This is a genomic window from Peteryoungia ipomoeae, assembly GCF_004912165.1.
Lineage (GTDB): Bacteria > Pseudomonadota > Alphaproteobacteria > Rhizobiales > Rhizobiaceae > Allorhizobium > Allorhizobium ipomoeae.
This window is the reverse complement of sequence record NZ_STGV01000004.1, coordinates 163949-186097: the sequence shown is the minus strand read 5'-3', so window position 1 is coordinate 186097 and position 22149 is coordinate 163949. Positions and strand designations below refer to the sequence as shown.

At 62.2% G+C, this 22149-nt stretch carries 18 protein-coding genes, 1 pseudogene and 1 riboswitch; of the genes and pseudogenes, 13 read left to right on the top strand and 6 right to left on the bottom strand.

What is annotated here, in order from left to right; translation table 11 throughout:
• Positions 1-22 precede the first annotated feature (22 nt).
• The 4 genes and pseudogenes from FAA97_RS13265 to bfr all read left to right on the top strand — a co-directional run bounded on the left by FAA97_RS13265 (position 23) and on the right by bfr (position 6060).
• Positions 23-1486, top strand: coding sequence for a Y-family DNA polymerase (locus FAA97_RS13265; RefSeq protein ID WP_246041491.1), 1464 nt, complete (start codon positions 23-25; stop codon positions 1484-1486).
• A gap of 7 nt (positions 1487-1493) precedes the next feature.
• Positions 1494-4916 carry an error-prone DNA polymerase gene (locus FAA97_RS13260; RefSeq protein WP_136599030.1) on the top strand — a complete coding sequence of 1141 codons (3423 nt, stop codon included), beginning with the start codon at positions 1494-1496 and terminating at the stop codon, positions 4914-4916.
• Positions 4917-4937: 21 nt separating this feature from the next.
• Positions 4938-5339: pseudogene (locus FAA97_RS13255) on the top strand ((2Fe-2S)-binding protein).
• Between the two features lie 235 nt (positions 5340-5574).
• Complete coding sequence (bfr, locus tag FAA97_RS13250; RefSeq protein ID WP_136599028.1) at positions 5575-6060, top strand: bacterioferritin; 486 nt, start codon at positions 5575-5577, stop codon at positions 6058-6060.
• Between the two features lie 1732 nt (positions 6061-7792).
• On the opposite strand, the gene FAA97_RS13245 is transcribed toward bfr, so the two are convergent.
• Both FAA97_RS13245 and FAA97_RS13240 read right to left on the bottom strand, forming a co-directional pair.
• Complete coding sequence (locus tag FAA97_RS13245) at positions 7793-7999, bottom strand: DUF1737 domain-containing protein (RefSeq protein ID WP_113459052.1); 207 nt, start codon at positions 7997-7999, stop codon at positions 7793-7795.
• On the bottom strand, positions 7996-8913 hold the full coding sequence (locus tag FAA97_RS13240) for an HpcH/HpaI aldolase/citrate lyase family protein (RefSeq protein WP_136599027.1): 918 nt from the start codon (positions 8911-8913) through the stop codon (positions 7996-7998). Before FAA97_RS13240 ends, FAA97_RS13245 begins: the two co-directional genes overlap by 4 nt.
• A 110-nt stretch (positions 8914-9023) precedes the next feature.
• On the opposite strand from FAA97_RS13240, the gene FAA97_RS13235 reads away from it, so the two are divergent.
• The 6 genes from FAA97_RS13235 (at position 9024) to FAA97_RS13210 (ending at position 15280) form a co-directional block, all read left to right on the top strand.
• Entirely contained in the window at positions 9024-9254 is a 231-nt protein-coding gene (locus FAA97_RS13235; protein ID WP_136599026.1) for a hypothetical protein, read from the top strand.
• Between the two features lie 149 nt (positions 9255-9403).
• Entirely contained in the window at positions 9404-10009 is a 606-nt protein-coding gene (gene leuD, locus FAA97_RS13230; RefSeq protein ID WP_136599025.1) for a 3-isopropylmalate dehydratase small subunit, read from the top strand.
• A gap of 179 nt (positions 10010-10188) precedes the next feature.
• Positions 10189-11301 carry a 3-isopropylmalate dehydrogenase gene (gene leuB, locus FAA97_RS13225; protein ID WP_136599024.1) on the top strand — a complete coding sequence of 371 codons (1113 nt, stop codon included), beginning with the start codon at positions 10189-10191 and terminating at the stop codon, positions 11299-11301.
• Between the two features lie 313 nt (positions 11302-11614).
• Positions 11615-12484, top strand: coding sequence for an RNA polymerase factor sigma-32 (locus FAA97_RS13220; RefSeq protein ID WP_136599023.1), 870 nt, complete (start codon positions 11615-11617; stop codon positions 12482-12484).
• A gap of 83 nt (positions 12485-12567) precedes the next feature.
• Positions 12568-13209, top strand: coding sequence for a glutathione S-transferase family protein (locus tag FAA97_RS13215; protein WP_136599022.1), 642 nt, complete (start codon positions 12568-12570; stop codon positions 13207-13209).
• A 154-nt stretch (positions 13210-13363) separates the two neighbouring features.
• A complete protein-coding gene (locus FAA97_RS13210) occupies positions 13364-15280 on the top strand; it encodes a diguanylate cyclase (protein ID WP_136599021.1) in 1917 nt (638 codons plus the stop codon).
• 42 nt (positions 15281-15322) lie between these two features.
• On the opposite strand, the gene FAA97_RS13205 is transcribed toward FAA97_RS13210, so the two are convergent.
• The 4 genes from FAA97_RS13205 to thiB form a co-directional block, all read right to left on the bottom strand.
• The gene (locus tag FAA97_RS13205; RefSeq protein WP_136599020.1) at positions 15323-16822 is read right to left on the bottom strand and encodes a M48 family metalloprotease; all 1500 of its coding nucleotides are present in this window, start codon (positions 16820-16822) and stop codon (positions 15323-15325) included.
• 243 nt (positions 16823-17065) lie between these two features.
• Positions 17066-17809, bottom strand: a complete 744-nt coding sequence (locus tag FAA97_RS13200) for a thiamine ABC transporter ATP-binding protein (RefSeq protein ID WP_136599019.1) — start codon at positions 17807-17809, stop codon at positions 17066-17068.
• Positions 17802-19448, bottom strand: coding sequence for a thiamine/thiamine pyrophosphate ABC transporter permease (gene thiP, locus FAA97_RS13195; protein ID WP_136599018.1), 1647 nt, complete (start codon positions 19446-19448; stop codon positions 17802-17804). The genes FAA97_RS13200 and thiP overlap by 8 nt, the downstream gene beginning before the upstream one ends.
• Positions 19449-19454: 6 nt before the next feature.
• Positions 19455-20483, bottom strand: coding sequence for a thiamine ABC transporter substrate binding subunit (gene thiB / locus FAA97_RS13190; protein ID WP_136599017.1), 1029 nt, complete (start codon positions 20481-20483; stop codon positions 19455-19457).
• 45 nt (positions 20484-20528) lie between these two features.
• Positions 20529-20642, bottom strand: a riboswitch (TPP riboswitch).
• Positions 20643-20684: 42 nt separating this feature from the next.
• Between thiB and FAA97_RS13185 the strand changes: the two genes are divergently transcribed.
• From FAA97_RS13185 to FAA97_RS21085, 3 genes are read left to right on the top strand one after another with little or no spacing between them, the layout of a single operon-like run.
• A complete protein-coding gene (locus tag FAA97_RS13185; protein ID WP_136599016.1) occupies positions 20685-21332 on the top strand; it encodes an ABC transporter family protein in 648 nt (215 codons plus the stop codon).
• A 44-nt stretch (positions 21333-21376) separates the two neighbouring features.
• Positions 21377-21958 carry an ABC transporter family protein gene (locus tag FAA97_RS13180; RefSeq protein WP_136599015.1) on the top strand — a complete coding sequence of 194 codons (582 nt, stop codon included), beginning with the start codon at positions 21377-21379 and terminating at the stop codon, positions 21956-21958.
• Positions 21955-22131, top strand: coding sequence for a hypothetical protein (locus tag FAA97_RS21085; RefSeq protein WP_168800996.1), 177 nt, complete (start codon positions 21955-21957; stop codon positions 22129-22131). The genes FAA97_RS13180 and FAA97_RS21085 overlap by 4 nt, the downstream gene beginning before the upstream one ends.
• Positions 22132-22149: the final 18 nt, after the last annotated feature.

Below are 22149 nucleotides of genomic sequence, written 5' to 3'. Positions count from 1 at the left end.
TGTCGGGCGCGTCGCCAATGCCATGCGCCTCACAGCACTCGATGAAAGCGCCGAAGCCTTTGGCTTGAGCGTGGGTCAGGGGCTTGCCGAGGCAAAAGCCATCTGTGTCGCGCTTGAGGTCATCGAGGCCGATCCCGCCGCCGACCGCGCCTTTCTCGAGGCCATTGCCGACTGGTGCGATCGCTATACGCCACTGGTTGCACTGGATGGCGAGGACGGACTGTTTCTCGACATCACCGGCTGTACCCATCTGTTCGGCGGCGAGGAGAGGCTGCTCGCCGACCTCACCCACAGGCTCACAGGTTTCGGCCTGGCCGTCAGCGTCGCCGTGGCCGCAACGCCCGGACTGGCGCGCGCCTGCAGCCGCTTTGGCGGTCCCGGCCGGGTCGCTCCTGAAGACAGCGAGAGAGCACTGGCGCCGCTTCCCATTGCCGCGCTGCGTCTCGCGCCGGAGATCCTCGCCAATCTCGCAAGGGTCGGGCTGAAACGGGCCGGCGACCTGATGGCGGCGGCACGCGCGCCGATCACCCGCCGCTTCGGCCCCACCCCCATGCGCCGCCTCGATCAGGCGCTTGGCCGCGAGGGCGAGCCGATTTCACCCCGCCGCCTGTTGCCGCTCCTGTCGGCCGAGCGGCGGCTGGCCGAGCCCATTGTCAGCGAGGAGCATGTGCTGGACCTCGCTGCCCGGCTTGCGGCCGGCCTCAAAACCGCGCTGGAAGCGCGTGGTGAAGGTGGCCGGCTGTTCGAGCTCCTGGTGTTTCGCGTCGATGGTCGCGTCTTCCGCATCGAGGTCGGCGCATCCGCCCCCTTGCGCGATCCCGCCCGCATCCGCGCCCTGTTTACCGAGCGCCTCGCCGTGCTTGCCGATGAACTCGATGCCGGTTTCGGCTATGAGCTTCTCCGCCTCAACGTGCTGATCAGCGAGACCTTCCAGGAGCAGCAGGCCGGCTTGTCGGAAGAAGCCGAGATGGCGGGCGAGCACCTGACCCGCTTTCTCGACAAGGTCTCCGCCCGCCTCGGCGACAAGGCGCTGCGCCTGCCGGTCGCGCTTGCCAGCCACTGGCCGGATCGCGCGTCAGGCTTTCAGCCGTTGAGTGAAGAGGCCCGCCTGAAGGCTTCGGCGCCCGCCCCTGTCCCAACCGCATCACCCTCTGCCGCCCCCCTTGCCAAAAGCGTCGAACCGCCCGCCCGCGGCGCAAGGCCACTTCGTCTGCTGGCCCGCCCCGAACAGGTCGAGGTCATGTCCTCGGTTCCCGATGGCCCGCCGGCCAGTTTCCGCTGGCGCCGCGTTCAGCGCCGCATCACCCGGGCCGAAGGTCCCGAGCGTCTGGCGCCGGAATGGTGGATCGATGGCGAAGAGGCCCCGCCGCGCGACTATTTCCGCATCGAGGATACTGCCGGCCAGCGTTTCTGGCTGTTCCGCCAGGGGCTTTACGAGCGCCGCACCGTCACCCCCACCTGGTTCCTCCAGGGCTTTTTCTCCTGAGGCGCCGATGCTGAGACCCGCAGGTGAGGCCGCCGATCCCCGGTTTTTCGAAATCGGCCTCAAGAGCAATTTCTCCTTCCTCGACGGCGCCTCCCACGCCGAAGAGCTGGTGCGCGAGGCACTTGCCCTTGGTCTCGACGGCATTGGTCTTGCCGATGTCAACACAGTGGCCGGCGTCGTGCGCCTGCATGCCTCCGCCAAGCTCAACAACCTCGCCTTCCGCCCGGGCGCCCGTCTCGCCTTTGCCGACGAGACGCCGGAATTGCTTGCCTATCCCATGGATCGCAAGGGCTGGGGCCATCTCTGCCGTCTCCTGAGTGCAGGCAATCTGCGCTCGAAGAAGGGGACCTGCACGCTCTATGCAGAGGACCTCGAGGACTGGCACGAAAGCCTCCTGTTCGTCGCCATGCCGCCTGCCCTGGTCACCCCCGCCACGATCGATGATTTCAAGGCAAGGCTTGCCCCCTTGCAGGCGCTGCTGGGGTCTCGGCTTCATCTGGCGCTGGTGCCACGCTATGACGGCTTCGACCGCAAGACCTTCGAGGAGCTTTCCCTGATCGGCGGTGATTTCGGCCTGCCGCTGATCGCCACCAACGACGTCATCTATCACGAGCCCGCCCGCCGGCCGCTGGCCGATGTCGTCATCGCCATCCGCGAGCACGTGCCGGTCGCCGAAGCCGGCCTTCGCCTGCATGCCCATGCCGAGCGGCATCTGAAAACCGGCAGCGAAATGGCCCGCCTGCTGCGCGCCTATCCTGAAGCGATGGCCAACAACGCGAAATTCTTTAGCCGGCTAAAATTCTCTCTCGATGAACTCTCGCATCAGTATCCCGACGAGATCTTCGATGGTGAGCCTCCGGCAGTGGCCCTCAAACGCCTCACCTTTGAGGGGGCCGCCCGCCGCTATCCCGACAAAATTCCTGAAAATGTCCTCGGTCTCCTCGATTACGAACTCAAGCTGATCTCGGAAAAGCGCTACGAGCCCTATTTCCTCACCGTCTATCGCATCGTCTGCCACGCCCGTTCGGTCGGTATTCTCTGCCAGGGTCGAGGCTCGGCTGCCAATTCGGCCGTCTGCTTCTGCCTTGGCATCACCGAGGTCGATCCGCAAAAGACCACCCTGCTCTTCGACCGCTTCATCTCGACCGAGCGCGACGAGCCGCCGGACATCGACGTCGATTTCGAGCACGAGAAGCGCGAGGAGGTGATCCAGTTCATCTACCGCACCTATGGGCGCGAGCACGCCGCCCTGACAGCCGCCGTCATCAGCTATCGCTCGCGCTCGGCCGGCCGCGAGGTGGCAAAGGCCTTCGGCATGTCGAACGATGTGCAGTCGGCGCTCGCCGGCTCCATCTGGGGCTGGTGGACGCATGATTTCACCGAGGATCAGGCCCGGGCCGCAGGGCTTGATCTGGCCGACCCCACGACGCGTCGGGTCCTCGATTATGCCCAGGCCCTGCAGGACTTCCCCCGCCACCTCTCGCAGCATGTCGGCGGCTTCGTCATCACCCGAGACCGGCTGGACGAGGTGGTGCCGATCATGAACACCGCCGATGGCCGCTACATGGTGGAGTGGAACAAGGACGACCTCGACACGCTGAAGATCCTCAAGATCGACGTTCTTGCGCTTGGCATGCTCACCTGCCTCGCCAAGGCCTTCAAGCTGCTCGCAATCCATTACGACCGCCACGAGACGCTCGCTTCGGTCAATGAGGACCAGCAGAATGCCGTCTATGACATGATTTGCCGCGCCGATACGCTCGGCGTCTTCCAGATCGAGAGCCGCGCCCAGATGAGCATGCTGCCGCGCCTCAAGCCGCGCAAATTCTACGATCTGGTCATTGAGGTGGCGATCGTCCGCCCCGGCCCGATCCAGGGCAACATGGTCCATCCCTATCTGAAGCGTCGCGAGGATGATCTCGCCGGCCGGCCGATCGATTACCCCAGTCCAGAACTCAGACACGTGCTGGAGCGCACGCTCGGCGTGCCGCTTTTCCAGGAACAGGCCATGCAGATCGCCATCACCGCCGCCGGCTTCACGCCGGGAGAGGCCGACAGGCTGCGCCGCGCCATGGCCACCTTCCGCCGCACCGGCCAGGTCTCGAGTTTCCAGAAGCGCATGATCGAGGGCATGGTGGCCAATGGCTATGATGCCGAATTCGCCGCCCGCTGCTTCAGCCAGATCGAGGGTTTCGGCGAATACGGTTTTCCCGAAAGCCATGCGGCCTCCTTTGCCCTGCTCGTCTATGTCTCCTGCTGGTTCAAGGCTTATTATCCGGATGTCTTCTGCGCCGCGATCCTCAATTCCCAGCCGATGGGTTTTTATGCACCGGGCCAGCTGGTGCGCGACGCCCGCGAGCACGGCGTCGAAATCCGGCCCATAGACATCAATCATTCCGACTGGAATTCTACGCTGGAAGGCAATGAAGATGGGCAGCCCGCCTTTAATCCTGATCGCATCCAGTCCCGCCATGCCTCGATGAAAGCCGTCATCGTGAGCCGCCACGCCGTCCGCCTCGGCTTTCGCCAGATCAAGGGCCTGTCGGAGACCGAGATGAACCGCCTCGTCGAATGCCGCGGTTCAGGCTATGATTCCGTCCGCGATCTCTGGCTGCGCACCCGCCTTCCCCGCGCCGTCATCGAAAAGCTGGCCGATGCCGATGCCTTCTCCTCTCTCGGGCTCAATCGCCGCGATGCGCTTTGGGCCGCCCAGGCGCTCGATTCAGGCACCGCGCTGGAAGAACTGCCCCTCTTCCTCTCGCTTCCCGGTGAGGATCTGCAGGAAGAGGCGGAAGTTGCCCTGCCGCGCATGCCGCCGGGCGAGGAGGTTTTGAGCGATTACCGCAGCCTCAGCTTCTCGCTCAAGGCCCACCCCCTGTCCTTCCTGCGCACCGCCATGCGCCGGGCGGGGCTGCGCTCGAGCGTGGATCTGGAAACCTTGCCGAATGGCGCAAAGGTCACGCTGGCGGGCCTCGTCCTCGTGCGCCAGCGCCCCGGCTCGGCAAAGGGCGTGATCTTCATGACGCTGGAGGATGAAACCGGCACGGCCAATGCCATCGTCTGGCCGAAGGTCTTCGAGCGCTGTCGCCCCGTCGTCATGGGCGCAAGGCTGGTGGTCATCCGCGGCCGGCTGCAAAAGGCCAATGGCGTCATTCATGTGGTGGCCGATCACCTGGTCGATGCCAGCGCTCGGTTGAGCCTGCTGCTTGGTGATATCAAGGGGCTCGATAGTCTCGCCCATGCCGATGAAGTGCGCCGTCCGGGCGTCGATCAGCGCCGCCCCCGCGAAATGCCGGGTGCGCCATTGCCGCCGCAGACCGTGCCGGCACCGGCACCTGCCCCGACGGCGCTCATCAAGGGGCCACCGCCGGGCCATCCCCGCCGCAGCGCCATGGCTGACCTGATGCCGAAGGGCCGCAATTTCCACTGAGAAGAGGTGCCCGGCCGGCACATGCGATTTTTCTTGACAAATGTCGTCCGGTTCACGAGAAAGGGGACAACGAGTGTCATGTTTGGCGAGTGCCCGACCATGCTGGTCTGCAGCTGCAATTTCATCACGGACAAGGAAATCCAGGCGGTCATCACCGAGCTTCTGGATCAGGACTGTTGGCAGCTGATCGTGCCCGGCAAGGTCTATCATGCCATGGGCAAGCGCGGTCGCTGCTGCGGCTGCTTTCCCAATGTGGTCGAGATCATCATCCGCACCACCGAAGAATACCACGCCGCGCGCAAGACCGAAGAAACCAAGGTCGTGGATTTCATGGAGCGTCTGAAGCAGTTCCACGAGGAACAGAAGGCAGCCCTTGCCGAGCGCCGCCAGGCCATGATCACGGCGCGCCGCGCCGCCGGCTAATCCGCTCCCACCCCGCCGTTCGATCCGCCAGAACATCGCCCGACAACATCATGCGCACCGAGGATGTGCGTCTTTCTGCACGCTGCGTCCCTCGCTGCAATCCCTGCCGCGCGGCGCATGAGCCTTTCGAACTGCACCCGAGCAGAAGTTTAGAATCCTTCTAAGATGACACTCGACAGATCGCATTTCGAGAGATAACATCTGCCCATTCCAATCACGTATAAGGACGAAAACCATGAAGGGTGATCCCAAGGTCATTGAACAGCTCAACGAGGCCCTCTTCCTCGAGCTCGGCGCGGTCAATCAGTACTGGCTGCACTATCGCCTGCTGAATGACTGGGGTTACACCAAGCTCGCCAAGAAGGAGCGGGCAGAATCGATCGAAGAGATGCAGCACGCCGACAAGATCATCGACCGCATCATCTTCCTGGAAGGCCACCCGAACCTGCAGACCGTAGCACCGCTGCGCATCGGCCAGAACGTCAAGGAAGTGCTCGAAGCCGATCTCGCCGGCGAATACGATGCCCGCACCGCCTACAAGGCTTCGCGCGACATCTGTCACGCGGCGGGTGATTACGTCTCGATGAAACTCTTCGAACAGCTGTTGATCGATGAGGAAGGCCATATCGACTTCCTCGAAACCCAGCTCGATCTGCTCGCCAAGATCGGCGAGGAAAAATACGGCCAGCTCAACGCCGAATCCGCCGATTCCGCCGAGTAACACCTGCCGCAGCCCTTCTCAAAAGCCCCGCCTCGGGGCTTTTGTCGTTTTCAGCCCCGAGAGCCTGGTTCACCCATCGGCGTCGTAACACCCTTTCCTCGTCCGCCCGTCGGGCACCGCTCCGAAAAGAAGATGGTCCGCCGCCCCCCCAGCGGGTCACTACACGCACGATCCTCGGCAAAACCCTCATCCAGCACTTTCGCGCCAACTCTCTGCCGATGGGAAACGAAGGGGCCGGCTCTGCGTTATTGCGCGCCCCTTCAGCCCCTCATCCGCCCTTCGGGCACCTTCTCCCCGCAAGCAGGGAGAAGGCCATGACGGCCAGCCCCGCACAACACTCCGACGGTGCGACGGCACCCCCAACACAAGGCTTCGTCGGGTGGGCTCCATCTGCACGGCGCATCCCACGGCACAACGCCCCCTCTCCCCGCCTGCGGGGAGAGGGCAGGGTGAGGGGCAAGGGCCACCAGATGCGAGGCAGCGGCGCGCTCACCCTTCTCCCCAGCGGGGAGAAGAGGGTCCGAAGGACCAGATGAGGGGGGCACGAAGCGCAAGGCGTTATGGCAGAGCCCTGGCAGGGTCACCGGAACCTGCGCTCGGTGAAATTCGGCTGCGCCGCCCCCCTCATCCGGCGCTTGCGCGCCACCTTCTCCCCATCGGGGAGAAGAGGGAAACCGCCCTCGGCAGCATCTTAAACCTCAAAAACCGGGGACGCCGCACCCAAATTCTTGAGCCAAATCAACACCCCGCGCCTTCAATCATCCCCGTCTCCCGCACATGCCCCATACTCGGTGCTGTCCCGCCCTCGGATACACCTGACGATGCGATGTCAGGCGAGGCGGGATCGGCGCCGGGGCGATGTGCTGTCGCAGGCAGAAAACCCCGGCCCACTTGCAACGGTCTCCCTCCTGACGAAGGGCTGGACGAGGGTGATGGGGTCGGATGTCCCCAAAACCTGGATACCCTGATCGGAAGGGCGTGCCTCAGAGGCACACAGACAAGGCGCCCGCGCTGTCGCGAACACTCCAGACGGCGGGGCGAAACAAACGGCGGGGATGGGGTCAGTCTTAAAGACAGATCCCATCCCCCGGGCGAGGGTCCCGGTCGGAATGGTGCACCATCCGGCGGGAACCTCCCGGGCCACCGGCCAGGCTGACGCAGACATTCCCTCGGGAGGACTCTGCCAAGCCGGACCCTACGCCCGGTCAATCTTTGGCCCTTTTCTCGTCATCCTCGTCCTCGGGTTTAACCCGAGGGATAACCCGAGGACCGAGAAAAGCCAAAGACCGTCGCCGCCCTGCCAGAGAGACGCATGCGAGCGGGACAAAACGCCGAACGGGGCGCCGGAAGGAGCCACATACTACTACTTAGACAGGCTGCTTCTGGCGCCCCGTCCGAGACAAGTTTTCACCTCCCGGAGGACGAGGAGTCCGACCGGCGGTTCAGCTTGGGGTTTTTGAAAGAATGCATAGGTGCCGTCGCCGGAAACGTCGTTTCCGGGGCTGCCTTGGTAGATCCTCGGGACAAGCCCGAGGATCTACCAAGGCCAGCAGAGAGCATGACGGTTATGGCAGGTGAACCCGTCGGATAGCCTCTCCCCCACAACCATCTTGGGACGAAGTGGGCGAGCTGCCCCCACAAGGGGGAGGACGGAAAATCTGAGGTTTAGCCCTGATCGGGCTAAGCCCTCGATTTTGTAACCTCTCCCACAAGGGGAGAGGAGACGCACCCCTTACTGCTCGCCGAGCTTCATGCTCGGATCATAGTCCTTGCCGTGCACCGTCTTCACCACCGCCTGGCCGCAATACAGCCGGTTCTCCGCGGCGTTGAAAGTGTGGCTTGGCGAGCCGTGCAGTTCCCAGCCCTTGTTCAGTGCATCGGTCACGCGGTGGCAGAAGGAGGAATCGTCTGGGCCTGTCAGGAAGCGATAGACTTTCATGCGGTTGGATCCTTTCGGTCTTTCAAGAAGGCGACGCGCTCGAGCAGCCGTGCGGCCTCCTCCGCATGCAGCCTTTCGACCATGCGGCCGTTGATGGTCATGACGTTGAGACCCGCATTGGCAGGATCTGAAAAGGCTTCGATCAGCAATCGCGCCTCGGCGATGGTGTCATCACTTGGACCAAAGGCGCGGTTGGCGCTGGCAATCTGGGCCGGGTGAATGAGCATTTTGCCATCAAAGCCCATGGCAGCCCCTTGTGCGCATTCCGTGTCGAAGGTGATGAGATCGCTATAAGTGTTCGACACACTGTCGATGACATCGAGCCCAAAGGCCCGGGCCGCAAGAACGATCTGCATGAGATAGGGCACGAGATAGCGCCGTTCAGGCTCGGCAGGAATACCGGTTGCCTTGCGCAGGTCATTGAGCCCGACCACCAGCGCATCGAGCCGCCCCGCTTCGGTACGACCGGTCGCTGCAATCGCTGCGGCATTGAGCACGCCGAGCGGCGTTTCGATCATGGCCCAGATCCGCACGGCCTCGGCACTGTCACGTTCCTCCAGCAGTTGCACCGCATCGAGAACCGCGTCGGGGTCCTCCACCTTCGGCAACAGCACCGCATCGGGGGCCGCAGCGATCACCATGGCCATGTCATCGCGGAAATGCGTGCCGTCCGCGCCGTTGATGCGAATGATTCGCTCCCGCTGCCCTAGATCCGCCGACCGCAGGAACTGCGACAAAAGGAGGCGGGCCTCTGCCTTGCGCTCGGGCGCCACCGAATCCTCGAGATCGAAGATCACCGCATCGCAATCAAGGCTCTGCACCTTGAAAAGCGCGCGTTCGTTGATGGCCGGCACCGTCAGCACGGAACGACGCGGGCGCGAGGAGGGGCGAGACGCATGTGGCAGAAAAGTCATGGTGCTGTTCTCGCAAGCTTTGTTCCGCCGCGCAAGATGACAAATCGGTGAACTCCCCTTGCAAAGCAGGGAGGGAAGGCTCACCTTGGGGAGGTGAAAGGATAACGCCCATGCAGAATCTCCGTTCCGCCGCTTTCGCAATCGCTGGCCTCGCCTTTGTTGGTATTGCCGCCGCCTTTGCGGTTTCCCTGACGCTGATCGTCGGCGCCCTCCTGACGGTCACGATGGCTGTCCGGATGCTGCTGCCGCGGGCAAAGCGCCAACCGGTTTATGCCCGGGCGAAACGGCGTGAAGACCTGCGCGTCTGGAACGACGGCAAGGGCACGATCATCGATCTGTAAAAGCCCACAACGGGCAAAGGTGAGGCACTGCGGCTGCAGCCGCCCGCGGCCAAGACTTGCGCGCTTGCCAGATTCTCCTTCAATTCCGGTCGAATTTGCTCTATGGGCAAGGGGATTAGACCCGTATTAGCCAGATCGAAGGCAGACTGATGGACAAGTTCGTAAAGCTCACCGGTGTTGCGGCACCTCTTCCGGTCGTCAACATCGACACCGACATGATCATCCCCAAGGATTATCTGAAGACCATCAAGCGCACCGGTCTCGGCACCGGCCTCTTTGCCGAAGCCCGTTACAACGAAGACGGTTCGGAAAACGCAGACTTCGTTCTGAACAAGCCCGCCTATCGCAATGCCCAGATCCTGGTTGCCGGCGACAATTTCGGTTGCGGCTCGTCGCGTGAGCATGCGCCGTGGGCCCTGCTCGACTTCGGCATCCGCTGCGTCATCTCGACCTCGTTCGCCGACATCTTCTACAACAACTGCTTCAAGAACGGCATTTTGCCGATCGTGGTCAGCCAGGACAATCTCGACAAGCTGATGGACGATGCCAGCCGTGGCTCGAACGCTGTGCTGACCGTCGATCTGGAAGCCCAGGAAATCACCGGTCCGGATGGCGGCAAGATCTCCTTCGAAATCGACGCCTTCAAGCGCCACTGCCTGCTGAACGGCCTCGATGATATTGGCCTGACGCTCGAAAAGGCATCGAGCATTTCGACCTTCGAAAAGGCGAATGCCACCGAGCGCCCCTGGGCCTGACCAGAACCATCTGACAGCGACGATCGAGCCGGGCCCCTGCCCGGCTTTTTCATGTCGGAGCGGGCGTGAGCGAGCTCTCGGAAAGCCCGCAAACCGTACCGTTTCCGGCCCATCTCGCTTGAAAAGCCCTGGCCCCGCACGTAAGACACTGCCACTTGTTTTTTGAGTGGAGGGTTTCCATGACGGCTCGCAATCTTCTCCTTTTGCCCGGCGACGGCATCGGCCCCGAGGCCATGGCCGAGGTCCGCAAGATCATCGCCTATATGAACGAGGAACAGGCCGCGGGCTTCGTCACCGACGAAGGTCTCGTCGGCGGCTCTGCCTATGACGCCCATGGCGCGGCGATCTCGGAAGAGGACATGGCGAAGGCGCTTTCCGCAGACGCCGTCCTCTTCGGCGCCGTTGGCGGTCCGAAATGGGATGACGTGCCGTATGAAGTGCGCCCGGAAGCCGGCCTCCTGCGCCTGCGCAAGGATCTCGAACTCTTCGCCAATCTGCGCCCTGCGATCTGCTATCCGGCGCTTGCCAATGCCTCCTCGCTGAAGCCGGAGCTGGTCGAAGGCCTCGATATCCTGATCGTGCGCGAACTGACGGGCGGCGTGTATTTCGGCGAGCCGAAGACGATCACCGATCTCGGCAACGGCCAGAAGCGCGCCATCGATACGCAGGTTTACGACACCTACGAAATCGAGCGCATCGCATCCGTCGCCTTCGAACTCGCCCGCACCCGGGGCAACCGCGTCTGCTCGATGGAAAAGCGCAACGTGATGAAGTCGGGCGTCTTGTGGAACCAGGTCGTGACCGCGACCCACAAGGAAAAGTTCTCCGACGTGACGCTCGAACACATGCTGGCCGATGCCGGCGGCATGCAGCTCGTCCGGGCGCCGAAGCAGTTCGACGTCATCGTCACCGACAACCTCTTCGGCGACATGCTTTCGGACGTTGCAGCCATGCTGACCGGTTCGCTCGGCATGCTGCCATCGGCGTCGCTGGGTGCGCCCGATGGCAAGACCGGCAAGCGCAAGGCGCTCTACGAGCCCGTGCACGGCTCGGCGCCTGACATCGCCGGCAAGGGCATTGCCAACCCGATCGCCATGATCGCCTCCTTCGCCATGTGCCTCAGATACTCCTTCAACATGGTCACCGAGGCCGATCGTCTCGAAAAGGCGATCGCCAATGTGCTCGACAAGGGCATTCGCACCGGCGACATCATGGCCGAAGGCTGCCGCCAGGTCGGCACGACCGAGATGGGCGACGCCATTCTGGCCGAGTTCAAGGCGCTTTCCGCGTGACATGATGGCGGCCAAGCGGGCCGCTTGATCCATCGGAAAAGCTAGAAACGGCGTGGGGCAACCCGCGCCGTTTTTCTGTGCTGGAGCCATGCCGTGCACGGTCACGTCTTCGTGACGCGCAAGCCTTTTAGAAGAAGCGGATAATCCAATAGGCTCCAGGCAACGTAGACTGAAACAAAATGACGAGGAAATGGAACAAAAGGCAACCCAGGCACAATCCGGTGGAACCGGATGCGCGCTCGCCCGTTGAGACTGGACTTGACGGATATAGGGCCCGTCGACACGCGATCCACCCCGACCAGGAGAGATTCCGATGAAAGCCATGTCCGCCGACCGACACATCATCCGATACGCGATGGCACAGCCCTATCTGGAACGCCAGGAAGAGCTTGATCTAGCTATCCGCTGGAAGGAGAACGACGATCAGGGCGCGCGCAATCGCATCGCCCAGGCGCATATGCGCCTCGTCATTGCCATGGCCTCCAAGTTTCGTGGCTTCGGCCTGCCCCTGAATGACCTGATTCAGGAAGGCTATATCGGCCTGCTCGAAGCCGCTGCCCGCTTCGATCCCGGCCGCGAAGTCCGCTTCTCCACTTATGCCGGCTGGTGGATCCGCGCATCGATGCAGGATTACATCCTGCGCAACTGGTCGATCGTCCGCGGCGGCACTAGTTCCAGCCAGAAGGCGCTGTTCTTCAATCTGCGTCGCTTGCGTGCAAAGCTTGCACAGGGCGACAATCGCCTGTCCGATCAGGCGATCCACCAGGAAATTGCAACCGCCCTGGGCGTCAGCCTTGCCGATGTGCAGTCGATGGATGCCCGCCTCTCCGGCAACGATGCGTCACTGCAGACGCCGGTTGCGGGCCGCAACGGCGAAGGTACGGAGCAACTCGACATGCTGGAGAGCAACGAGGCCCTGCCGGACGAGCAGGTCTCGTCGATCATCGATGGCGAGCGCTGGACTGGCTGGCTGCGCGATGCCATGAACCGGCTGAACGACCGGGAGAGCCGGATCATCCACGCCCGTCGCCTGACGGAAGACGGCGCGACGCTCGAAGAACTCGGTGTTGAGCTTGGGATCTCGAAGGAACGCGTGCGACAGATCGAAACCCGGGCGCTCGAAAAACTGAAGCTCGCCTTGACCGAAAAGGCACCGAACACCCTGCGTCTCGAGATGGCATAGGTCTCGCCACCTCAGAATTTTAACAGTTCCTCCTGGGTTGTTTTCCGGTTACAACGCAACCGGTTGAGACATCGAGGATAACTGTGGCCAGCGACACTGAACACTATCGCCTGTACGGCGCTCCGGGTTGGGGCTCGGTTCTTGTCGAGGCGGCTCTCGTCCAGGCAGACTTGGACTTCACCTTTGAAAACGTTGAGGGTTTCGACCAGCCGGGAGCGGTACGCGACCGCCTTCTCGCGGTCAATCCTCTCGCTCAGGTGCCGGTTCTGGTTCTGCCAGACGGTGCAACGATGACCGAAAGCGCTGCCATCCTGTTTTATCTGGCGGAAACACATCCCGATGCCGGCCTTGCCCCCGCTATCGACGATCCGAAGCGCCCTGCCTTTCTGCACCGACTTGTCTGGCTTGTGGCTGCTGTCTACGCGACATTCACCTATGCGGACTATCCCGAGCGCTGGGCTCCGAGTGCCCCGGAGGAGCTGAAAGATCGGGTCATGGCCCGCAGAAAGCTGCTGTGGCAGCAGTGGGAAACCCAGGTTCAGCCTTCACCCTGGGCGCTCGGAGAGCAATTCTCAGCTCTGGACATTTGCGTCTGTGCAATGAGCCGTTGGCAGCCGGGTCGCGACTGGATGGCGGCACACTGCCCAAAGCTGATGTCCATTGCGCTTAAGGCCGACGAAGAACCGGATCTCGCGGCCGTCTGGCAACGGAACTTTCCCGACTGAGGTCCTGGTAACGCCCCATATCGGAACAGCGAAGAGAGGGTGGGCCGTTAAACCTAGCATAATACGTGAAGGATTTTTCACCCTCTTCGTGTAAGGGTTGCTTTATAAGAGCTCATTAAACTGCGTTCTCGATCGTTTCGTGTAAGGAAATAACGTGCACGCGCTTTGGAATCATGTGCTGGCCAATTGCGCCGTCATTCTCTTCGTTATCCTGGCCTGGACCAATTTGCCCCAAGGCAAGACGGTCAGCGACCGGCGCGAACAGCTGAAACTCGGGGCGTTTTTTGGTCTTGCCGCCTTGCTCGTTATGACGCGGCCGATCGAAGCCGCGCCCGGAATCCAGATCGATCTTCGCACCATCCCCATTGCCATTGCGGGCTTTGCCGGTGGATGGCCGGGCGCACTCGTGGCCAGCGCGATGGCCGGCGCTTACCGGCTGTGGATTGGGGGACAAGGTGCAATTCCGGGATTTTCGACAATCCTGGGCTTTGCCGTGCTCGGAGCGGTCTGCGGTATGCTGAGGCTACGAGACCGCTTCCCGTTTGGCGCCATTTTCGGCTTTTCGGTTCTCGTGACAGTCTTCGACCTTCTGATCATCTCGATCATGCCGGAGCATGACACCATTGACGCTCTGCGTCATCAGATGGCCATCTGGGCAGGCACGATCTTTATAACCACCTACTTTGCCTCCCTGTCCGTTCAGGCCGAACTGAGACGGCGCGACATCGGGCGTACGCTCAAGACCTACGAGGCGGTCATCCAGTCGCTGCCGGAGAGTCTGAACGTCAAGGATGAGGACGGACGGTTTGTCCTCGCCAACCAGGCGACGGCCAAGCTGATGCGGGTCAGTTCCGCAGGAGATCTGATCGGCAAAACGGATTTTGACTTCTACCCGCCCGACATTGCCAGCGCGTTCCAAGCCGACGAGCAGCAGATCTTGGCCGCGGGAACCGCAAGACTGGTCGAACAGAAGATCACCTGGGACGACGGCACTGCGATCGATCTTTCCACGCTCAAGGCGCCTCTGCACGATCCGGACGGCCAATTCCTCGGTCTGATCACGCACAATCGCGATCTCACGGAAAAGAGGCGGCTGCAGCGTGCCTTGCTGGAAAGCGAAAAACGCATCAAGGCCGCGCTATCCAACATGGCAGACGGATTGATCATGTTCGATGCCAACCTCAATGTGGTGTTCTGCAACGAGCAATATCGCTCGATGTTTCCCCTCACTGCGGATGTGCGGGTTCCGGGCATGCCGGCGCGCCAGATTTTGGAGACGGCCATGGCCCGTGGCGAATTGACGGGCATCCCGCCGGAGCAAGCCACGGCGTTCATCGATAGCGCCATGTCGAGACTGAAGCTTTCCGGGACGGTCGAGTTTCCCATCTATGATGGGCGCTGGGTCGAATCGCGCACCACGCCGCTCGACGATGGCGGTTGCCTCGTGGTTTGCTCCGACGTGACGCGGGCAAAGCAGGATGAACAGGAGCTTCGTGAGCTGAACCAGCGCCTGTCTGAAATGGCGATGACCGACAGCCTGACCGAACTTCTCAATCGACGCGCGTTCGATGCGACCCTTGCAACGGAATTGGAGCGGGCACAGGCCGCTGATCTTCGCCTCAGCCTTGTTCTGATCGATGTCGATCGCTTCAAGGCCTATAACGACACTTACGGCCACACATCCGGAGATCAGTGCCTCAGGCAAGTTGCGGAGGTGCTTCGTGCTGTTGCGCGCCGTCCCGGCGCCAGATCCGCGCGATATGGCGGCGAAGAACTGGCCGTTGTCCTGCCCAATACCACCGAAGAGGAAGCCATCCGCATCGCCCATGATTTGCGCCAGCGCATCCGTGACTTGTCGATACCGCATATGGGCAGCGAAAAGGGTGTGGTTACAGCAAGCATAGGTGTCACCACGCTGTGCGGATCGGCTGACCGGTTGCTGACCTCGGCCCAGTTCATTGGCCGCGCGGACCAGGCGCTCTACAATGCCAAGGCAGCGGGACGGGATATCGTGCGGTGCTGGCAGGAATCCAACCAACACTTCGACCGTCCGCTCCAGGCGCGCGGTTGAGCCTGATGACGGCCACGGCCGCACCAAGGGCGGCTGGCCTGCCTATTCGGTGATGATCTTGACGCGCATGCCGGGTGCGACGCTTGAGGTTGGCGTGAGCGCGTTGATCAGCCGGAAGAGTTCGAGCTTGCGGTCTGTGCCCATCATGCGTGCGGCCATGGTGCCGATATTATCGCTCGGTCCGACAGTAACGACGCGCACCCGCAGCGGCTTCAACTCCAAAGCTTCCTGCGGCGTGATGCGACGGAAGCTGGACCGCAGTTGCGATGCCGTGGGTGTGAGTTGCGGACTGCCCTTCGGCACTGCGGTGAGGAAGCGGAAGATCTGCGCACCGATGCGAATGACGGTGATATCGAAATCCCAACGATCGGCAGAGGCTCTGGCGCTTGCCGCTTCAAGCCCGTTGACCGTGATCGAACGAATGCTTTCGGTGTCGAGCCCGGTGACCCAGCCGCTGGATATGTAATTGGACAGCGACATCTTCTTGTTGTCGGCAACGCCGTCAAAACGCACGGCAACATCGCCCGGCCCGGTGGCCAGAACTGCCTCGACCTTGTTGTCGATCTGGAAACCGGCCGGCACATCGAAGCGGATGCCGAGCTTGGCGTGCAGGAAGGTCTGGCCGCGAACATAGCCCTCGTCCGGGCTGTCGCCATAGAGAAGACCATCGATACCGTTCAGGTAATAATCCCGACCCGTTTCCCCATGGCTGCCTTCGGGCCCGAAAGCGCGGGCATGGCGCAAGGCGAGATCGACGCGCTGCGGCGCGTTCGGGTGGCTCGACAAGAAGTCGAGACTCTGGTCCGCATCGGGATCGACAGAGGTGAACTGGCTGTATTTTGCCATGGCGTCGAGGAAACGACCGGCGGCATAGGGATCGTAGCCGGCCTCGCCGAGCGTGCGCACGCCGATGACATCGGCCTGCAATTCCTGTTGGCGCGAGAAGGCCGCAAGGCGCAGCTTGCCGCGTGCCAGCGCCTGCTTGCCGGCGAGATCGCTGGACAGCACTTCGGCGACAACGCGGCTGGCAATGACTTCGGCCTCTTCACGGCGCTGGCGTTCGATGCCGTGATTGGCGGTCACATGCGCCATCTCGTGGCTGAGCACGGCGGCCACTTCCGACGCATCATTGGCGAGCGCCAGCAGGCCGCGGGTCACATAGAGATAGCCGCCCGGTAGCGCGAAGGCGTTGATCGCGGGCGAATTCAAAATGGTGATGCGATAGGACTGGTTCGGATTCTCCGATACCGCTGTCAAGGCACCGGCGATGCGGGCCACCAGACGCTCGGTCTTCTGATCGGAATATTCCCCGCCATAAGAGGCAACGATGCGCGGGTGCTCACGCGCACCCATCTGCGCACGCGGATCGCCCTTTTGCACCTCGTCGACTATCTGCGGGGTTCGCGAGGGTGCGACCGAAGGCTCATAGGCCTGCTCGAAGACAGACTGGCATGACGAGACGACGAGACCCGCTGAAACGAGGACGGCAACGCTCGATGCCAGCCTCAGGGGCCGGCCCTGCCGATCACCGTCGACAGTCATCACGTCTTTCCGCCTCAAAAACTGCATCCTGCCCCTTAAACCTTGAAGGATACCCATCACCGGTACCGCATCGCCGCTCGACTGTCCGGCGAGAATCGACACGGACCGCAGCCCGAACGCCCTTCCCATAACGGGAAATCGCGCCGTGCTCCAGTCACTAGATAGGGCCTCATCCGGTCGCTACCAAGCCGCTCACACCATCGTTTTTCGCAGTCTCGCGCATGGCAGCACCGAACGACCAAATTAAGGCGAGATCGCCGCGCTATCGCTCTCGCCAAGGAACTGTTGCACGGCTTCGAGATCGTCGCGGCGAAAGAATTCCTCGCGGGTTGCAGCCAGCAAGACACGCCCGTTCTGCAGGAAGACGACGTTCTTCGCAAGTCGCTTTATGTCGCGTGGCTCATGCGTGATGAGGAGCATGGTCGCCGCCGTTTCGGCCTGCAGCTCGGCAATCAGCTCGAGCATCGCACTGCGGAGCGCCGGATCGAGCCCCGCCAGCGGCTCGTCAAGCAGTAGAACCGGGCGGTGGCGGACGAGCGCCCGCGCAATGGCCGCTCGCTGCCGCTCCCCGCCGGAGAGTGAAGCCGGCATGCGGCGCTCGAAACCTTGAAGACCGACACGCGCAAGGGCCTGGCTGATGGCACCTCGTTCCTCTTGCGTCAGCTTCAGGGCCGGATGAATGCCAAGCCCGACATTGGTATAGAGATCGAGATGGGCAAAGAGATTGTTGTCCTGGAAGATCAGCGAAACCGGCCTCTCGGCCGGGGTCAGCCGCGACACATCCACGCCATCGATTTCGACGGTGCCACTGTCCGGCTGCTCGAAGCCTGAGACGAGATTGAGCAGCGTCGACTTGCCCGAGCCAGACGGCCCGACCACGGCTGTGACGACGCCGCGCTCGAAGGCGCAGTCGAAATGGAAACGGCTGTTTCCGAGGGACAAGTGCACACCCTTGAACGCAATGGCCGGACTTGCCGTTTCACTCATGGCGCGTTTCCTTGCGTGTTGCAGCCGGTGCGCCGAAAAGCGCCAGGAGAAGACAAAGCGCGCCGAGAAGAAGGGCCAGGCCATCGGCATCCCGGCTGCGATAGCTGCCCATGGTGGCATGGATCAAGGTCGGCAGCGTGGAAATGTTTTCCGACCCGAAGAGGGCAACGGCGCCGAGATCACCCAGCGACAGCGCCATGGCAAAGGTCAGGGCCGCCAGAAACGGGCGCCTGAGCACCGGCCAATCGACGAGCCGCATGCGCTGCCACACGGAGAGCCCAAGGCTTTCGGACAGTCGTGCGGTTTGCAGGCGGTGGTCGCGATAGGCCGGTTCGAGCACCCGCGTGGCAAAGGGCAGCGCCATCAGCGCATTGATGCCGATGACGACAAAGGGGGCGTAACGCTGGATATCGCCATAAGGGCGCAGCACCAGGAACCAGCCGGTGGCGAGAACCGTGGTTGGCACCAGAAGAACGAGCGAAGAGGCACCCGCAAGACTTGCCGAAAACAGGCGCGGACCGAAGGAACCGCCCCCCTTGCCCGACGCCGTCAGGCTGCGCGCGGCGACAATGCCATAGGCTGACAGGGTGGCAATGATGCCGGCGCAGAGCGCGACCGTAAGGCTGGTCAAAGCGGCCGTCTGAAAGGCGGGTTTTGCCATCAGCGCCAAAAGGTCGGACGTCAGGCCCGCGACGACGACCTGAGCGAGCGGCAGAATGAGAAACAGAGCCGCCATCAGGATCAATATCCCGTCGATTGCACGCATCGCGGGATGGCGACCGTCGAAGCGCGGGACACGGCGCCCTGTGGCCGGCCCGCTATCCTCAGCGCCAGGCAAAAGCGCAAGCGCCATCAGAACGATGCCGGTCAAGACAAGCTGCATGCTTGCCAGCGTGACGGCGCGCGCCGGATCGAAACTGAACCGCAACGCCTGATAGATTGCGACCTCCAGCGTGGTCGCCGCAGGCCCGCCGCCGAAGACAAGCACCAGGGTGAAGCTGGTGGCGCAGAGCATGAAGACAAGCCCGGCTGCTCCCGGGATAACACGCATCAGCGCCGGCCATTCGATGAAGCGGAAGCTGGAGAGCGGCGAAAACCCGAGGCTTGCGGCCATCCGCCACTGTTCGGCCGGCACGCGCTCCAGCGCCGAGATCAGAAGGCGGGTTGCCAGCGGCAGGTTGAAGAAGACATGCGCGATCAGAATACCGGTGAGGCCATAGATCGAGACGGGGGCAGAAAGACCAAGGAAAGCGAGCCCCTGATTGACGAGCCCCTGCCGGCCGAAAATTCCAAGAAGCCCGAGCGCACCGATCAGGGCCGGCAGGCCCATCGGTACCGCCATCAACCGGATCAACCACCGCCTGCCCGGAAAGGAAGGCTGGCGCGCCAGCGCAATGGCAACGAAGACGGCACAGCCGACAGACAGAAGCGTCGAGAGGAAAGCCTGCCAGAGGGTGAAGCGCAAAAGCGCGAGGTTGACCGGATCGGCAATTACCGAAAGGACGCCCGCGCCGTCTTGTCCCGCCACGAGGCTGACCAGCGCCGTTCCGACAAAAGCTGCAATCAGCCCGAGAACGACAAGGCCGCCGGCCAAAGCCGGCAGCCTCCTGGACCAGGACTGATGCAGGGGACGCACCATCAAGACTTAGTTCAACGTCATGGCCTTCAGCCATTCATCGATCCAGGCCTGGCGGTTTTCGGCGACCTCCTCCGGCGACTTCAAGAAAGTGACTTCCGGCTTGACCAGTTTGCCGAAAGCGTCCGGCAGCGGATCGGTGGTCGGGGAAGCCGGCATCATCCAGTTGTTGGTCGGGATGGTATCCTGGAAGGCCGGCGTCAGCGTGAAGGCCAGGAACTGACGCGCCAGATCCTTCTCGGGTGCCTTTTTCAGAAGGCCGGCAACCTCGATCTGGATATAGTGGCCTTCCGAGAAGGCGGCTGCCTGATACCGATCAGTGTTTTCCGCCACCATGTGATAGGCGGAAGAGGTGGTGTAGGAGAGCACCATCGGCGCCTCTCCCTTGGTGAACAGGCCATAGGCCTCCGACCAGCCGGGCGTGACGGTCAGCACCCGGTTCTTCAGCTTGGCCCAGGCAGCCGGCGCCTCGTCGCCATAGACGGCCTTGACCCAGAGGATGAGACCGAGACCGGGCGTAGAGGTACGCGGATCCTGGATCACGATCTTTTCCGCCGGATCGCCCTCGACCAGTTCCTTCAGGCTCTTAGGCGGCGTCTTGACGGTCTCGCTGTCGTAGATCACGGCGAAATGGCCATAGTCATAGGGGATGAAGGTATCGTCCTTGAAGCCGTCGCCCGGCAGCGTCAGGGCAGCCGTATCAAGACCATGCGGTTCGAACAGACCCGTTTCCTTGGCTTCGGCGACAAGATTGGTATCGAGCCCCAGCACCACGTCGGCTTTCGACGTCTCACCCTCGAGCTTCAATCGGGTGAGCAGCGCCACGCCATCGGCGACGCCGACGAAGTTGACGGTGCAGCCGCAGGTCTTTTCGAAGGCTTCCTTCACCTTGGGACCCGGCCCCCATTCGGAAACGAAGCTTTCATACGTATAGACCGTCAGGGTCTTCTGTTGTGCAAACGCTGCCGAACCGCTGCAGACAGCGACGCCGGCGGCGACAAGTCCGCGCAGCAATAGGGATGTGATCTCAGGTCGCATCGCGCCCTCCTCCTTCAAAAATCATGTTGTCGGGATAGGGCGCCTGATATCGTCGCGTCTAATCCCTCCGCCGGTGTTAACCGGATCAGGTTCCGCGGGTTGGCATTGACGCCTCTCAGCCACCGGTCCGCATGGACAGGGGCACCCCGTTAGAGCAGAGAAGGAAATAGCGCGGCAGGATGGCAAGTGCAAGATAGCGCAATGTTGGCCGAAACGACCAGCCGTCAGCATTTTGGCAAGACCGCCATGCTAGAGAGCATCAAATCCGGGAATTCGCGCATGGTACCTTTTCACTCGACGATGAACAGCGAGACAGACCGCGTCGTTGCAGCGGTCGAAGCAAGCTTTCGACGTCAATTGCGCATTGCATTCGATAGTTTCTGGCGCTCGCATATGCGCAACCGCGTTCTGACCTTTGCCGGCGCTCTGGTGGCGGTCATCCTTGCCACGGTTTATGGAACGGTCTTGCTGAACCAGTGGAACGCACCCTTCTACAACGCACTGGAACGCCGCGACCTTACCGCCTTTATCGATGAGTTGCAGAGATTCGCGCTGATCGCCGGCGGCCTGCTTGTGCTCAATGTCGTTCAATCCTGGCTCAATCACATGACCTCGCTCTGCATGCGCGAGGGCCTGTCGCGCGATGTCGTGGACCAATGGCTGACCGGCGCCCGTGCCTACAGGCTTTCGCTCTTCAGCACGCTTGGCGTAAATCCGGATCAGCGCCTGCATGAGGATGCGCGCAAGCTGGCAGAGATGACGACATCGCTTTCGATCGGCCTGTTCAATGCCACCATTCTGCTGATGGCTGTCTGCGGCTGGAAAATCTTGAAATCTGCGACAGGGTGAATGGCGAGGCCTGCGACAGTGGCTTTCGTCTCCGGGAAGCGACAGTGGTGATTGCACCTGGCGAGGCTGTGATGATCAATGGCGACCAGGGGGTGAACCGCGCGCTGCTCTTCAATGCCATGGCGGGCCTGTGGCCGTTCGGCGAAGGCCGGATTGCCCTTCCGGTCGACGCTGACATCATCTTCTTGCCGCAGATGGGCTATCTGCCGGAGGGCCGCCTTCGCAGCCTGCTGGCCTATCCGGCCTCCTCCGCCGAATTTTCCGATGCGGCCATGGCGCAGGCGCTGGAGAAGGTGGGTCTTGGAGAATTCGCAACAGAGTTGGACCGCAGGGCGCGCTGGGACCGGATCCTGGACAAGGACCAGCAGATGGCACTGGCCTTTGCCGGCATTCTGCTGCGCAAACCACGCTGGCTGGTCATGAATGATGTCCTGGAAGGCTTGGAGGCCGACACCGAAGCGCGACTCGCTGATCTTCTCAAGGGACTGCCCGAGACGACGCTGATCTATCTCGGCCACTCCATGGCCTTTGCCGAAGCAACCGGTGCGAGGATCCTGCATCTGGAGAAGACCACCACCGGCGCATCGAAAAGAGACGAGGCCGTCGCGCCGCAGGAGGAGGAATGAGCGGGTGGCTCTTTGTCCTCTGGCTAGTCGGCACCCTGCTGATCTGGACCAGATATGACCTTTACGACAGCAAACAAAAAAGTCGGTGGGCCGTATCGACACCCCAGAACGGACCCGGCTTCGTCCTCTTAACGCTGCTGTGGGCGGTGCTGATCGCCTTCAGCTTCTTCTGAGCGGAAGGGATGACAGCT